9 protein-coding genes are annotated in these 14132 nt (G+C 72.5%); 3 read left to right on the top strand and 6 right to left on the bottom strand.

The features are described from left to right. Nucleotides 1-241: 241 nt before the first annotated feature. The 3 genes from ACF1BE_RS31880 to ACF1BE_RS31870 form a co-directional block, all read right to left on the bottom strand. Nucleotides 242-1033: a S1 family peptidase gene (locus tag ACF1BE_RS31880; RefSeq protein WP_392202476.1), complete on the bottom strand. Its 792-nt coding sequence runs from the start codon at nt 1031-1033 to the stop codon at nt 242-244. Between the two features lie 240 nt (nt 1034-1273). Then, on the bottom strand, nt 1274-4117 hold the full coding sequence (locus ACF1BE_RS31875) for an AAA family ATPase (RefSeq protein WP_392202475.1): 2844 nt from the start codon (nt 4115-4117) through the stop codon (nt 1274-1276). 144 nt (nt 4118-4261) lie between these two features. Beyond that, the gene (locus tag ACF1BE_RS31870; protein WP_392202474.1) at nt 4262-5098 is read right to left on the bottom strand and encodes a LuxR C-terminal-related transcriptional regulator; all 837 of its coding nucleotides are present in this window, start codon (nt 5096-5098) and stop codon (nt 4262-4264) included. A 113-nt stretch (nt 5099-5211) separates the two neighbouring features. Here ACF1BE_RS31870 and ACF1BE_RS31865 point away from each other — a divergent pair, with 113 nt between their 5' ends. The 3 genes from ACF1BE_RS31865 (at nt 5212) to gcl (ending at nt 10589) form a co-directional block, all read left to right on the top strand. Beyond that, on the top strand, nt 5212-6885 hold the full coding sequence (locus ACF1BE_RS31865; RefSeq protein ID WP_392202473.1) for an AMP-binding protein: 1674 nt from the start codon (nt 5212-5214) through the stop codon (nt 6883-6885). Next, a complete protein-coding gene (locus tag ACF1BE_RS31860; protein WP_392202472.1) occupies nt 6882-8507 on the top strand; it encodes an AMP-binding protein in 1626 nt (541 codons plus the stop codon). Before ACF1BE_RS31865 ends, ACF1BE_RS31860 begins: the two co-directional genes overlap by 4 nt. A 303-nt stretch (nt 8508-8810) precedes the next feature. Further along, nucleotides 8811-10589 carry a glyoxylate carboligase gene (gcl, locus tag ACF1BE_RS31855; protein ID WP_392202482.1) on the top strand — a complete coding sequence of 593 codons (1779 nt, stop codon included), beginning with the start codon at nt 8811-8813 and terminating at the stop codon, nt 10587-10589. Between the two features lie 352 nt (nt 10590-10941). On the opposite strand, the gene ACF1BE_RS31850 is transcribed toward gcl, so the two are convergent. The 3 genes from ACF1BE_RS31850 to ACF1BE_RS31840 form a co-directional block, all read right to left on the bottom strand. Then, on the bottom strand, nt 10942-11175 hold the full coding sequence (locus ACF1BE_RS31850; protein ID WP_392202471.1) for a hypothetical protein: 234 nt from the start codon (nt 11173-11175) through the stop codon (nt 10942-10944). A 408-nt stretch (nt 11176-11583) separates the two neighbouring features. Continuing rightward, a complete protein-coding gene (locus ACF1BE_RS31845) occupies nt 11584-13047 on the bottom strand; it encodes a catalase (protein WP_392202470.1) in 1464 nt (487 codons plus the stop codon). A 188-nt stretch (nt 13048-13235) separates the two neighbouring features. Beyond that, nucleotides 13236-14126 (bottom strand): 2-hydroxy-3-oxopropionate reductase, encoded by an 891-nt coding sequence (locus ACF1BE_RS31840; protein WP_392202469.1) that lies wholly within the window; start codon nt 14124-14126, stop codon nt 13236-13238. Nucleotides 14127-14132 lie beyond the last annotated feature (6 nt).

Genomic DNA, 14132 nt, shown 5'->3' with positions numbered 1-14132 from the left:
GGGGGGGGGGGGGGGGGGGGGGGGGGGGGGGGGGGGGGGGGGGGGGGGGGGGGCGGGGGGGGGGGGGGGGGGGGGGGGGGGGGGGGGGGGGGGGGTTGGGGGGGGGGGGGGGGGGGGGGGGGGGGGGGGGGGGGGGGGGGGGGCGCCTGGGGGGGGGGGGGGGGGGGGGGGGGGGGGGGGGGGGGCCCCCCCCCCCCCCCCCCCGGCGGTTACCCGAGGGATGCTCGGGAAGTCTTCCGGGTCACGAGTTGACCTGCGCGGTCACCAGGTCCGAGAAGGTGGCCAGCCGGGTGTAGACACCCGGGTAACCCGCCTCCGCGCACCCCTCGCCCCAGGAAGTGATCCCTGCCAGGACGCCCCCGATGAGCAGGGGACCGCCGCTGTCGCCCTGGCAGGTGTCAACGCCGCCGGAGGTGTATCCGGCGCAGACCATGTCGGACTGGACGAAGTCCGAACCGTAGGAGGAACGGCAGCTGGAGTCGGCCACGACCGGGACGGTCGCGGTCCGCAGCTGGTTGGAGGAGCCGCCGTTCTCCGAGGTGGTGCCCCAGCCGAGGATCCGGGCCGTGGTGCCGGCCGCGTAGACGCCCGTCTGGGAGGAGGAGACGTACGACGCCGGGGTGTACGGCATCGACGTGGACAGGGTCAGTACGGCCACGTCGTCACCGTTGGTGGCGTCCGAGTAGTCCGGGTCGATCCAGATCCTGCTGACCTTGCCGACCGTGCCGTTGGTGCCGTTCAGGTAGGTCCGGCCGCCGACGACGCGGACGCTGCCGGTCGTCTCGCCGACCATGCAGTGGGCGGCCGTCACGACCTTCCTGGGCGCCACCAGGGTGCCGCCGCAGAACTGGTTCTGGGACGCGTCGGTGATCTGCATCATGAACGGGTACGCGGTCGTCGTGGTCGTCGTACCGCCGACGACGGGCTGGGGGGCCGCGCTCGCCGTGGGCGCGGCGAGCAGCGCGGTCGCGGCGGCGGCAGCGGTGGCCACCAGGGTCGCGGCGGTCTCTCTCACACGTCTGGTCCCGAACATGAGTCTCCTCAGTGGGGGTTGCACCGGTGGGGGGTCGCGCGGGTGTGGGGAGTGCATGGGGCGGGGGTCCCCTGCTCGAGCGCGGTCGAGAACTCGAAGAGGGGACCGACCCCCATGTGCCCGGGCGAGCGGCACGCCCTTTACGCTAGGACCCGGAACCCTCGGCTCCCAATGAGGGAACCCCCTAGGGGGCTGGGTGAGGGAAAACCCTCGGTCCGGTTCAGTTAACAAGGGCGCCGCTCAGTTCGCGCGGTGACCCGCCGCCAATCGGACGATGTCGACGCGCGACCGGATCCCCAGCTTGCGGTAGACCCGGGTCAGGGTCGCCTCCACCGTCTTGACACTGATGAACAGCCGGGCGGCGATCTCCCGGTTGGTGGCGCCCTCCATGACCAGCGCGGCCACCTGACGCTCCATCGCGGCCAGCACGTCCAGGGCGTGCAGCGCCTCCGGCACGGCCGGCGCCACTTCCCGCTCGGGGGTGGTGAGCGCTTCGTCCACCTGGCGCAACCAGGGCAGCGCCCGGCAGCGCCGGAACATCCGGGCGGCCTCGTCGAAGGGGTTGGCCGTACCGGTCCGGCGCGCTCCCTCGGCCGGGTGCCTGCTCCGCAACCGGGCCCGCGCGAACGCGGCCCGCGCCTCCTCCAGGCCGTAGCCGAGCTTGCCGAGCCGGTCCTGAGCGGACGTCAGCTGGGCGAGCGCGGCCTCCGGGTCGCCCTGCGCGGCACGCACCAGGGCCTCGGAGCGGTCGAGGACGGCGAGGACGCTCTCCCTGCCGAGCCGCAGCGCGTGTTCGCGGCTGACGTCGATGACGTCCTGCGCCTCGCCGGGCTCACCCGTCCGGACGAGTGCCTCGGCCAGGTCGCCCTGCCAGCGGCCCCGGGCCGGGTCGGTGATGCCGAGCGCGAGCTCCAGCCCGCGCACCCGGCGCAGCGAACGGACGGTGCCCGCCGGGTCCCCGGCCACCAGCTGGGCGTACCCGAGGGCGCCCAGCGCCCGCGACAGGTACATCTGGTCGCCGTCCTCCTCGGCGTGCTCCACCGCCTCCCGGGCGAGTGCCAGCGCCCGGTCCACATCGCCGCCGGAGGCCTCCGCCAGCGAGGTCAGCATCGCGGAGGCGGTCTCGCCGATGCCGGAGTCCCGGGCGAGCCGCAGGCTGTCGCGGGCCAGGTCGAGCGCGCGCCCGCAGTGCCCGGCGCGCAGTTCCGTCTCGGCGAGGCCGCGCAGGAAGTGCACCTCGCTCTCCACGGAGCCGCGCCGGCGGACCTCGCGCAGCAGCGCGGTGACCGTGGCCCGGGCCTCGGCCAGCTGGTCGCCCATGACCAGCCAGCGGAACCGGGCGCTGCCCGCGCCGTTGTGATGCCAGGCGACCCGCGGGTCCTGGGGTTCCCGCAGGGCCCGTTTGATCGTGCGGGGCGCCTCCGGATGGCCCATCAGGGTCTCGGTCTGCGCCTGGAAGGCGAGGGAGAGCAGTTCGGTGCGCCGGTCGCCGCCGCACGCGGCCAGTCCGGCCGCGTGCGCGGCGGCCTCCCGGGCCTCGGTGAAGTCGCCCTCCACGATCAGCGCCCGCCAGGCCAGCTGGTAGTGGACGAGGGCGAGCAGCCGGGGGTCCTCGCCGGCGTCGGAGAGGGCCTGCGGGAAGACGGTGTCGACCTCGGCCATGGTGTGGCCCGCGCTGTCGATGACGATCATCCAGGCCCGTACCCGGTCGGCGGGCACGGTCGCGCGGGTCAGCACCTCGCGGGCGATGTCCCGGGCCAGGTCGACCTCACCGGCGGTGATCGCGTCCTCGGCGGCCTGGAGCCGGCGCTCCTCCTGCCTCGGCGTCCCGTCGGCGGGGGTGTGCCGGGCGGCGAGCAGCCCGAGCTGGGCGGCGACCGAGGGTGCGCCGCGATCGCGGGCGAGGGCCGCGGCCTCGGCGAGCCGGGCGGCGACCTCCGGGTCGGTGCCGGTGGTGGCGAGGGCCAGGTGCCGGGCCCGCTCGATGGGGTCGGAGGCCGCTGTGGACAGCGCCGCGTGCGCGGCCCGCCGCTCCTGGGCAGGGGTCTCCGCGTACAGCGCGGCGGATATCAGCGGGTGCGCGAACCGTACGGCCGGTGCGTCGGGGTCGGTGGCCAGCAGCCCGAGTTCGGCGGCCTGGGCGCACTCGGCCTCGGCGTTGCCCCGGCCTGCCGCGTGCAGCAGCGCAAGGGTGGGCCGGGCGCCGGCGCTGGCCACCAGCAGGGTGCGGCGGGCCTCCACCGACAGCATGTCCAGGCGGCTGAGCACCAGGGCGCGCAGCGAGGTCGGCACCGGCAGCGGCTCGCCGGGGCGGGGCGGGGTCGGGCTCTCGGCGAGGGCACGGCCCAGTTCCAGGGCGAACAGCGGGTTGCCGCCGCTGGTGCGGTGGATCTCGCGGACCGTGGACCGGGACAGGCCCCCGTGGCCGCGGTGGCCGAGCAACTGGGCGACCTGGGCGCGGGAGAGCGCGCCCAGCCGGACGGCGAGGGTGTCCGGCGGACAGGAGTGCAGGTGGCGGTCGTACTCCTGGCTGGCCTGACCTTCCGTGCGTACGGCGCAGAGCAACTGCACCGGGGTGCCCTCCAGGCGACGGGCGGCGAAGCCGAGCAGTTCGGCGCTGGCCGGGTCGAGCCACTGGAGGTCGTCGGCGACGATCAGCACCGGCCCGTCGGCGGCGAGGGCGCGCAGCGCGGAGAGCACGGCCAGGCGCAGGGCGAGACCGTCACGCTGGAGGCTGGACTCGCCGCGGCCGGTGAGCGCCGACTCCAGGGCGGTGCGCTGGGCGGCCGGCAGCCGCGGGGCGATGTCGTCGAGGACCAGACCGAGGAGGTCGGCGAGGGCCAGGAACGGAAGGTGTGATTCGGACTCCGTCGCCGAGCAGCGCAAGACCGTGCGGGCGGTGGCGCCGTATTCCTCGGCCAATGCCCGCAGGGCGGTGGATTTCCCTATTCCGGCGGGGCCGTGGAGCAGCACACTGCCCCCGGAGGCGAGTTGACCACGGGCGCCGTCGAACAGCTCCTCGCGACCGATGACCAGGTCGGGGCGGCACCTGGCAGGCTCCTGGAAGTCCCGTCGCACGGTCACCGCTCCCCTCGTGTGTCGTGTCCGGGCCAAATTCTAGGCAACGATCCAGGAAATTCGGACGGAAGCCGTGGTGAGGGAAATAACAAACGGTCAAGCAGAGGGAAATTCAAAGCGCCGCCGTATGAATGGCATGTTTCCTCCGCGCTACGGCAGCAGCCCCGCCCCGCGGGCCGCGGTCACCGCCTCCCCTCGTGTGTGGGCGCCCAGCTTCCGCATCGCCGAGCGCAGACAGCCGTTGACCGTCTCCGGGCGCAGACCCAGCCGCTCGGCCACCGCGGTGTTGGTGGCGCCCGCCGCCACCCAGGACAGCACGTCCAGCTCACGTGGCGCCAGGGTCACGCCACCGGCTCGTGGCGGCGCGGTCGGCAGCCCGCACGCGGCGAGCAGTTCGGCCCGCAGGCCCGCATCGGTGATCCGGGGGGCCAGGGCCCGCAGCGCGGCGTGCGCCTCGCGCACCTGTTCCCACCCCGCGCCCCGGCCGGAACCGGCGCGGGCCGGCTCCGGCCGGGCCGCGGCCAGCGGTCCCCGCGTCTCGTCCCGCACCACCAGAGCCTGCTCCACGTCCCGCGCCACCGCCATCGCCGCGCCCAGCGTGCGGTCGCCGAGCGGTTCGGCCGGGCGCAGCGCGCCGTACAGGACCCCGCGCACCCGGTGCCGCACCACGGCCGGCACCGCGAGCACCGAGCGGATACCCTCGGCGGCCACCGGTACGTCGTACTCGTGGCTGATCTGCCGGGAGCCGGAGTAGTCCGTCACCGCGCACGACCGGGCCAGCGCCACCGCCCTGCCGCCGAGCCCGCTGCCGGAGATGACCGCGAGCGCGTGCAGCGCGGCCGTGGTCGTGCCGCTCAGCTCGCTGATGCGGATCCGCGGCCGGCCGGACTCCACCAGCCCGCCGAAGGCGACCGGGAGGCCCGTCGCACGCCGCAGCCGGGCGAGCGCGCCACCGATCACTACCCCGCCCATCGCGTCTGCCGTCACCTTGTCCGCCCCTTCGGCAGTCCTCACCCCCGTTCGGGGGTAGTGAGACCTGCATCACGGATTAGACGATGCCGGAGAGCCGCCCGGCAATGGCCGGGAACATGGGAGGACAGATGACGACGGCGAGCGACGCCTTCAGGGGTGCACGGGACTTCCTGCTGGAGCACCGCGAGGACTATGCCACCGCCTACGGCGGGTTCGCCTGGCCGCGGCCCGAGCACTTCAACTGGGCGCTGGACTGGTTCGACGTGATCGCCGACGGCAACGACCGGACCGCGTTGCACATCGTTGAGGAGGACGGCAGCGAGACCCGGCTCTCCTTCGCCGAACTGGCCGACCGCTCCAACCGGGTGGCCCGGTGGCTGCGCGAGCGCGGTGTCGCCGCCGAGGACCGCGTCCTCGTCATGCTCGGCAACCAGTCCGAGCTGTGGGAGACCGCGCTGGCCGCGATGAAGCTGCGTGCGGTGGTCATCCCGGCCACCCCGCTGCTCGGCCCGGCCGACCTGCGCGACCGGGTGGACCGGGGCCGGGTGAAGCACGTGATCGTCCGGGCGGAGGACACGGCCAAGTTCGCCGACGTGCCCGGCGCCTACACGCGGATCGCGGTCGGCGGCCTGCCGGAGGAGGGCTGGGAGCCGTACGAGGACGCCTGTCCGGGGTCCGCCGAGTTCCTCCCCGACGGCCCCACCCTCGCCGACGACCCGCTGATGCTCTACTTCACCTCGGGCACGACCGCCCGCCCCAAGCTGGTCGAGCACACCCACACCTCGTACCCGATCGGGCACCTGGCCACCATGTACTGGATCGGCCTGCGACCCGGCGACGTGCATCTGAACATCTCCTCGCCCGGCTGGGCCAAGCACGCCTGGTCCAACCTGTTCGCCCCGTGGAACGCGGAGGCGACCGTCTTCGTCGTCAACTACACCCGCTTCGATCCTGCCCGGCTGATGTCCGAGATGGACCGGGCCGGCGTCACCACGTTCTGCGCGCCGCCGACCGTGTGGCGCATGCTCATCCAGGCCGACCTCGGCCTGCTGCGCACCCCGCCCCGCGAGGCGCTGGCGGCCGGCGAGCCGCTCAACCCCGAGGTCATCGAGCAGGTCCGGCGGGCCTGGGGCGTGACCGTCCGGGACGGCTTCGGTCAGACCGAGACCGCGGTCCAGGTCTCCAACAGCCCCGGCCAGCCGCTGAAGACCGGCTCGATGGGCCGTCCCAGCCCCGGCTTCCGAGTGGAACTCCTCGACCCGGTCTCCGGCGCGCCCGGCGCCACCGAGGGCGAGATCGCGCTCGACCTCACCGAGCGTCCGGTCGGCCTGATGACCGGCTACCACGGTGACCCGGACCGCACGGCGGAGGTCATGGCGGGCGGCTACTACCGCACGGGTGACATCGCCTCCCGCGACGAAGAGGGGTATCTCACCTATGTCGGGCGCAGTGACGACGTGTTCAAAGCCTCCGACTACAAGGTGAGCCCGTTCGAGCTGGAGAGCGCGCTGCTGGAGCACGAGGCGGTGGCCGAGGCGGCCGTCGTGCCCGCCCCGGACGAACTGCGCCTCGCCGTGCCGAAGGCGTACATCGTCCTGGCCGCGGGCTGGGAGCCGGGCCCCGGCACCGCGAAGATCCTCTTCGAGCACTCCCGCAGCGTGCTCGCCCCCTACAAGCGCATCCGGCGGCTGGAGTTCGGCACGCTGCCCAAGACCGTCTCCGGCAAGATCCGCCGCATCGAGCTGCGCGAGGCCACGGCCGCGGGCTCGCGGAACGAGTACCGCGAGGAGGACTTCCGGTGACAGAGGCCCCTGAGCTGTCGTACACCCACGGGACGGGCACCACCGCCCTGCTCGGTGACACCATCGGCGCCAGTCTGGACCGGGCCGTGGCCGCGTGGCCGGACCGCGAGGCGCTGGTCGACGTCCCGTCCGGGCGGCGCTGGACGTACGGACAGTTCGCCGCCGACGTCGAGGAACTGGCATGCGCGCTGCTGGCGAGCGGGGTGGCCCAGGGCGACCGGGTCGGCATCTGGGCGGTCAACTGCGCCGAGTGGGTGCTGGTGCAGTACGCCACCGCCCGGGTCGGCGCCGTCATGGTCAACATCAACCCCGCATACCGCACGCACGAGGTGCGGTTCGTCCTCGACCAGGCCGGGATCTCCCTGCTGTTCGCCTCCCTGCGGCACCGGACGAGCGACTACCGGGCGATGGTGGAGGAGGTGCGGCACGCGTGCCCACGGCTGAGGGAGACCGTGTACATCGGCGACCCGGGCTGGCGGGAGTTCACCGCGCGCGGCGCGCGCCGGCGGGACGGGCTGCGGGAGGAACTGCGGGCCAGGGAGGCCGCGTTGTCCTGCGACGACCCGATCAACATCCAGTACACCTCGGGCACGACCGGCTTCCCGAAGGGTGCCACCCTCTCCCACCACAACATCCTCAACAACGGTTACTTCGTGGGGGAGTCGATCGCCTACACCGAGCGGGACCGGATCTGCGTCCCGGTGCCGTTCTACCACTGCTTCGGCATGGTCATGGGCAACCTCGCGGCCACCTCGCACGGCGCCTGCGTGGTCGTCCCGGCCCCGTCATTCGACCCCGGGGCCACCCTGGACGCCGTACAGCGTGAGCGCTGCACGTCCCTCTACGGCGTCCCGACCATGTTCATCGCCGAGCTGAACCTGCCGGACTTCGCCTCCTACGACCTGTCCTCCCTGCGCACCGGCATCATGGCGGGCTCGCCCTGCCCGGTGGAGGTGATGAAGCGGGTGGTCACCGAGATGCACATGGAGCAGGTCTCCATCTGCTACGGCATGACGGAGACGTCACCGGTGTCGTTGCAGACGCGGATCGAGGACGACCTGGAGCACCGCACCGCCACCGTCGGCCGGGTCCTGCCCCACCTGGAGGTCAAGGTGGTCGACCCGGCCACCGGAGTGACCCGGCCCCGGGGAACGGCGGGCGAGCTGTGCACGCGCGGCTACAGCGTGATGCTCGGCTACTGGGAGGAGCCCGAGAAGACCGCCGAGGCGATCGACGCGGGCCGCTGGATGCACACCGGGGACCTCGCGGTGATGCGCGAGGACGGTTACGTGGAGATCGTCGGCCGCATCAAGGACATGATCATCCGGGGTGGCGAGAACATCTACCCGCGCGAGATCGAGGAGTTCCTCCACGCCCACCCGGGCATCCGGGACGTCCAGGTCGTCGGGGTGCCCCACGAGCGGTACGGCGAGGAGGTCCTCGCCTGTGTCGTCCCGGCCGACCCCGCGGACCCGCTCACCCTGGAGGACCTCCGCTCCTTCTGCGCGGGCCGGCTCGCGCACTACAAGATCCCCAGCAGGCTGCGGATCCTGGACTCCTTCCCCATGACGGTGTCGGGCAAGGTGCGCAAGGTGGAACTGCGGGAGACGTACGGGGTGTGAGAGGACGGTCACCGAGCATCCGCTGAACGGTTCACGGCGGGCCCCGGACGAGTGCGCTGTCGGCGGCGCACCCGTCCGGGGCCCGTCGCTCGTCCCGGCCGCCGCAACGCCTGTCCGGCGCCCGCCGCTCCGCGGACCACTCTTGACGACCCTTTCCCGTCCCCCTACATTGCTTCCAGATAGTAGAAATAATATTCCGCAATGCGAAATATGCGGAACGTCGATCACTGGAGACCGTGCTCATCGCGGGGCGCGACGGGAGTACGCATCCGACAGCCGAAGCAGGAGTACTCGATGGCCCGTATGACCGCTGCCCGCGCGGCAGTTGAGATCCTCAAGCGCGAGGGCGTCACCGACGCCTTCGGTGTGCCGGGCGCGGCGATCAACCCGTTCTACAAGGCGCTGAAGGAGGGCGGCGGCATCAGCCACACCCTCGCCCGCCACGTCGAGGGCGCCTCGCACATGGCCGAGGGCTACACCCGCACCGGACCGGGCAACATCGGCGTCTGCATCGGCACGTCGGGCCCCGCCGGCACCGACATGATCACCGGTCTGTACTCGGCCATCGGCGACTCCGTCCCGATCCTGTGCATCACCGGCCAGGCGCCGACGCACGTCATCCACAAGGAGGACTTCCAGGCCGTCGACATCGCCTCGATCGCCAGGCCGGTCACGAAGATGGCGGTGACCGTCCTGGAGGCCGCGCAGGTCCCCGGCGTCTTCCAGCAGGCCTTCCACCTGATGCGCTCCGGCCGGCCCGGCCCGGTCCTGATCGACCTGCCGATCGACGTGCAGCTCACCGAGATCGAGTTCGACGCGGAGACGTACGAGCCGCTCCCCGTCCACAAGCCGGCCGCGACCCGCGCCCAGATCGAGAAGGCCATCTCCTTCCTGCTCGACTCCGAGCGCCCGGTCATCGTCGCCGGCGGCGGCGTCATCGGCGCCGACGCCGCCGACCTGCTGGTCGAGTTCGCCGAACTGACCCGGACCCCCGTCATCCCGACCCTGATGGGCTGGGGCACGCTCCCCGACGACCACGAACTGAACGCCGGCATGGTCGGCGTCCAGACCTCCCACCGGTACGGCAACGCCACCTTCCTGGAGTCGGACTTCGTCCTCGGCATCGGCAACCGCTGGGCCAACCGCCACACCGGCTACAAGCTGGACGTCTACCGGCAGGGCCGCACGTTCGTCCACGTCGACATCGAGCCCACCCAGATCGGCAGGATCTTCCCGCCGGACTACGGGGTCGTCTCCGACGCGAAGGCCGCGCTGGAGCTGTTCGTGGAGGTGGCGAAGGAGCTGAGGGCGGCGGGCCGGCTCCCGGACCGCTCCTCCTGGGTGGCCTCCACCCAGGAGCGCAGGGCGACGCTGTTGCGCCGTACGCACTTCGACAACGTGCCGATGAAGCCGCAGCGCGTGTACGAGGAGATGAACCGGGCCTTCGGCCCGGACACCCGGTACGTCACCACGATCGGCCTCTCCCAGATCGCCGGCGCGCAGATGCTGCACGTCTACAAGCCGCGCCACTGGATCAACTGCGGACAGGCCGGCCCGCTCGGCTGGACCGTCCCGGCCGCGATCGGCGTCGCCAGGGCCGACCCGGACTCGCCGGTCGTCGCGCTCTCCGGCGACTACGACTTCCAGTTCATGATCGAGGAGCTGGCGGTCGCCGCCCAGCACCGGATCCCGTACGTGCACGTCCTGGTGAACAACGCCTACCTCGGCCTGATCCGGCAGGCACAGCTCGGCCTGGACATCGACTTCCAGGTCAACCTGGAGTTCGAGAACATCAACGCGCCGGAGCTGGGCGCCTACGGCGTCGACCACGTCAGGGTCGTCGAGGGGCTGGGTTGCAAGGCCATCCGGGTCACCGAGCCGGACCAGCTGGGTGCCGCCTTCGAGCGGGCGAAGAAGCTGGCCGCCGAGTACCGGGTGCCGGTGGTCGTCGAGGCGATCCTGGAGCGGATCACCAACATCGCGATGAGCCGCACCATGGACATCAGCGACATCTCCGAGTTCGAGGACCTGGCCACCGAGCCCGGCCACGCGCCGACGTCGGTCAGGCCCCTGAAGGTCTGACACGTCCGGCGCACACAGGGGGCGGCCGCCCGGAAGGACGGCCGCCCCTTTCCCGTGCCCGCACACCGGCCCGGCCGGTCCCGTCGCGCCGGCCGAACGGAAGCGGCCCCCGTCGCCCGCGTCCCGCCCCACCGGAGGATCGACGGCGTACGGCCCGTACGGTCCACGTGACGCCCCCGTGCGGGGTCCGCCGCCCCCGTGTCGGCGGGCCCCGCGTGCCGATAATCTGCCCGACGGCAGGCCCGGTTGAAGCCCCCGCGGCAGTGTTCAGAGGTTGATTTGAGGTTGCGCGGCCCGGGTACGGCCGCTGCCGTACGTGCCGGTACAGCTCGTGCGCCTACAGTTCGTGCGCCTACAGTTCGTGCTCCGACAGGCCGGGCCAGTCGTCCGGCCCCCCGCCCTGCCACTCGATGAGATCGCTCTCCTCCACCTCGACGCGGTCCAGGTCGGTGAGCCGCAGGATCTCCACGACGTCGTCCAGATGGGACGCGATCCCGAGGATGACGTCCCCCTCGGTGACGCGCCGGGAGCCGTCCAGGGCGGGTGGATGGACCACGATGTGCGGGTACTGCGTCGGATTGCCCATGGCTTCAGCGTGCTGCGGAAGCGCCGCCCGCGCACCCCGGGCGGCCGGGCACGCGCGAAAGCGCCCCCTGGGCCAGGGGGCGCTGCGGGCACCGTGTGGTGGCCGTCCGACGGCGCGAGGCCGGGCGCGACAGGTCGTTCGCGCCGCCGGACGGGGTGGGCGGGCCCCGCTGACGGGGCTGGGTGGGACCGCGGTGGGAGCGACGGAGCCGGGTGCCCTTCCCTCTGGTCGAGAAGGGGATCCGGGTCCTTCACCACCGCACTGGCTCGCACGCCACCGCGGTCCTCGCCCTGCCCGCGCTCCGGGCCGGCGACCACCCCTCATCAGGGCCGTCCGGCCTGCCGCGCGGGCCGCGTCCGGAACCATGACCTCCCGTCAGATCCCGTACGCTGCTCGGTGGTCCCGGGGTCAGTCCTCGCGCAGGGCGCGGACCGCCTCCTCCACGCGCTTGCCGTACTCGGGGTCGGCGGCGTGGAAGTGGGCCAGGTTCTTCTCGATCACGTCGTCGCGGGAGACCTGCGAGAGGCCGCCGGCGATGTTCGCGACCAGGCGGGACTTCTCCTCCCGCGACATCAGGCGGTACAGCTCGCCCGCCTGGAGGAAGTCGTCGTCCTTGGTGTGCCGGGGAGCCTCGTGGGTGCCCGTGTGGCCGTGGACCGCGAGGGGGGCGGACAGCGGGCGGCCGGTCTCGGCCGGGCCGTCGTAGGAGTTCGGCTCGTAGTTCTTGGCGTGCCGGCCTTGGTGATTGAGCGCCATGAGGCCGTCGCGGCCGTAGTTGAGGGCCCCGCCCGGGACCGCCTTCGGGGCGTTCACGGGGAGCAGGGTGTGGTTGACCCCGAGGCGGTAGCGGTGGGCGTCGGCGTAGGCGAACAGGCGGCCCTGGAGCATCTTGTCCGGGGAGGGGCCGATGCCGGGCACGAAGTTGTTCGGGGAGAAGGCGGCCTGCTCGACCTCGGCGAACACGTTGTCCGGGTTGCGGTCGAGGACCAGGCGGCCCACGCGCTGGAGCGGGTGGTCGCGGTGCGGCCAGACCTTGGTCACGTCGAACGGGTCGAAGCGGTAGCCGGCCGCCTCGGCCGCCGGCATGAGCTGCACGTAGAGGGTCCAGGACGGGTGCACGCCCCGCTCGATGGCCTGGAGCAGGTCCGTCTGGTGCGAGTTCGGGTCCTGGCCCGCGATCTCCCGGGCCTGCTCGGCGGACAGGCAGCGGATGCCCTGGTTGGTCTTGAAGTGGTACTTGACGAAGAAGGCCTCGCCCGCCGCGTTCGTCCACTGGTAGGTGTGCGAGCCGAAACCGTCCATGTGACGGTACGACGCCGGGATGCCGCGGTCGCCCATCAGCCAGGTCACCTGGTGCGTCGCCTCGGGGGAGTGGGCCCAGAAGTCCCAGACGTTGTCGGGCTCCTGCCGGCCGGTGAACGGGTCCCGCTTCTGCGAGTGGATGAAGTCCGGGAACTTGATCGGGTCCTTGACGAAGAACACCGGGGTGTTGTTGCCGACGAGGTCGTAGTTGCCCTCCTCGGTGTAGAACTTCACGGCGAAGCCGCGCGGGTCACGGACGGCGTCCGCACCGCCGAGGGAGTCGGCGACCGTGGAGAAGCGCACGAACACCTCGGTGCGCTTGCCGATGCGGTCCAGGAAGTCGGCGTGGGTGAAGCCGGTGACGTCGTCCGTCACCTCGAAGTGGCCGTAGGCGCCGGAGCCACGGGCGTGCACCACACGCTCCGGGATGCGCTCGCGGTTGAAGCGCGCGAGCTTCTCCAGCAGGTGCTGGTCCTGGATCAGGAGCGGGCCGCCTATGCCGGCGGAGGCGGAGTTCTGGTTGTCGGCGACCGGGGCGCCGGACTCTGTCGTCAGCACGCGCTTGGACATCGGGGACCTTCCGTGCGGTGGCACTTCCGTGCGGGTGGCAGCGGAAATCTACTTCCGCTTGGTGGAGCCTAGAAGTGAGGCAACTGAGCGTCAACACTTTGTTGAAGTTGGTTCCGGGCCGCGCTGCCGCCCGGGCGCGACAGGACAGGTGTCGGCGGCACCGCGGCCCGGAAGTCTCGCGCGGCCGGTCAGACCTGGGCGCCGGACAGGCGCTCCACGGCCCGCAGCAGGGCCGAGTGGTCCAGGCCGCCGTCGCCCTGGGCGCGCAGCGACGCGACCAGTTGGGCGACCACGGCGCCGACCGGCAGGGCCGCTCCGACGGTGCGGGCGGCGTCGGTGACGATGCCCATGTCCTTGTGGTGCAGGTCGATACGGAAGCCGGGCCGGAAGTCGCGGGCGAGGAAGTTGTCCTTCTTCCGCGTCAGCACGGTGGACCCGGCCAGGCCGCCGTTGAGGACGTCGAGCGCGGCCTTCAGGTCCACGCCCGACTTCTCCAGGAAGACCACGGCCTCGGCGCAGGCCTGGATGTTCACGGCGACGATCAGCTGGTTGGCGGCCTTCACGGTCTGGCCGGAACCGTGCGGGCCGCACAGCACGATGGTCCTGCCGAGCGCCTCGAAGACCGGCCTGGCCTCGTCGAAGTCGGCCTGCCGGCCGCCGACCATGATGGACAGCACGGCCTCGACGGCGCCGGCCTCGCCGCCGGAGACGGGGGCGTCCAGCACCCGGATGCCCTTGCCCTCGGCGGCCTTCGCCAGGTCGACGGAGGTCTGCGGGGTGATGGACGACATGTCGATCAGCAGGGCGCCCTGCCGCGCGTTCTCCAGGATGCCGTCCGGACCGTAGGCGATGGCCTCTACCTGCGGGGACGCGGGCACCATCGTGATCACCACGTCGGCTTCGCGCACGGCCTCGGCGACCGAGGGGGCGGCCGTGCCGCCGGCGGCGGCCAGGCGGTCCAGCTTGTCCTGCTCCAGGGTGTGGCCGGTGACCTGGTAGCCCGCCTTGATCAGGTTCTCGGCCATGGGGGAGCCCATGATGCCGAGGCCGATCCACGCGATCTTGGGGAGGTTGCTCATCTTCGG

The organism is Streptomyces sp. NPDC014991 (assembly GCF_043080665.1).
GTDB lineage: Bacteria > Actinomycetota > Actinomycetes > Streptomycetales > Streptomycetaceae > Streptomyces.
The sequence above is the reverse complement of the archived record's forward strand: the minus strand, read 5'-3'. Positions and strand labels throughout refer to the sequence as shown.

What these genes read in the sequence shown, in the direction of transcription:
- ACF1BE_RS31880 (WP_392202476.1), bottom strand. Translation starts at nt 1,033, where the DNA reads ATGTTCGGGACCAGACGTGTGAGAGAGACCGCCGCGACCCTGGTGGCC.
- ACF1BE_RS31865 (WP_392202473.1), top strand. Translation starts at nt 5,212, where the DNA reads ATGACGACGGCGAGCGACGCCTTCAGGGGTGCACGGGACTTCCTGCTG.
- gcl (WP_392202482.1), top strand. Translation starts at nt 8,811, where the DNA reads ATGACCGCTGCCCGCGCGGCAGTTGAGATCCTCAAGCGCGAGGGCGTC.
- ACF1BE_RS31850 (WP_392202471.1), bottom strand. Translation starts at nt 11,175, where the DNA reads ATGGGCAATCCGACGCAGTACCCGCACATCGTGGTCCATCCACCCGCC.
- ACF1BE_RS31845 (WP_392202470.1), bottom strand. Translation starts at nt 13,047, where the DNA reads ATGTCCAAGCGCGTGCTGACGACAGAGTCCGGCGCCCCGGTCGCCGAC.
- ACF1BE_RS31840 (WP_392202469.1), bottom strand. Translation starts at nt 14,126, where the DNA reads ATGAGCAACCTCCCCAAGATCGCGTGGATCGGCCTCGGCATCATGGGC.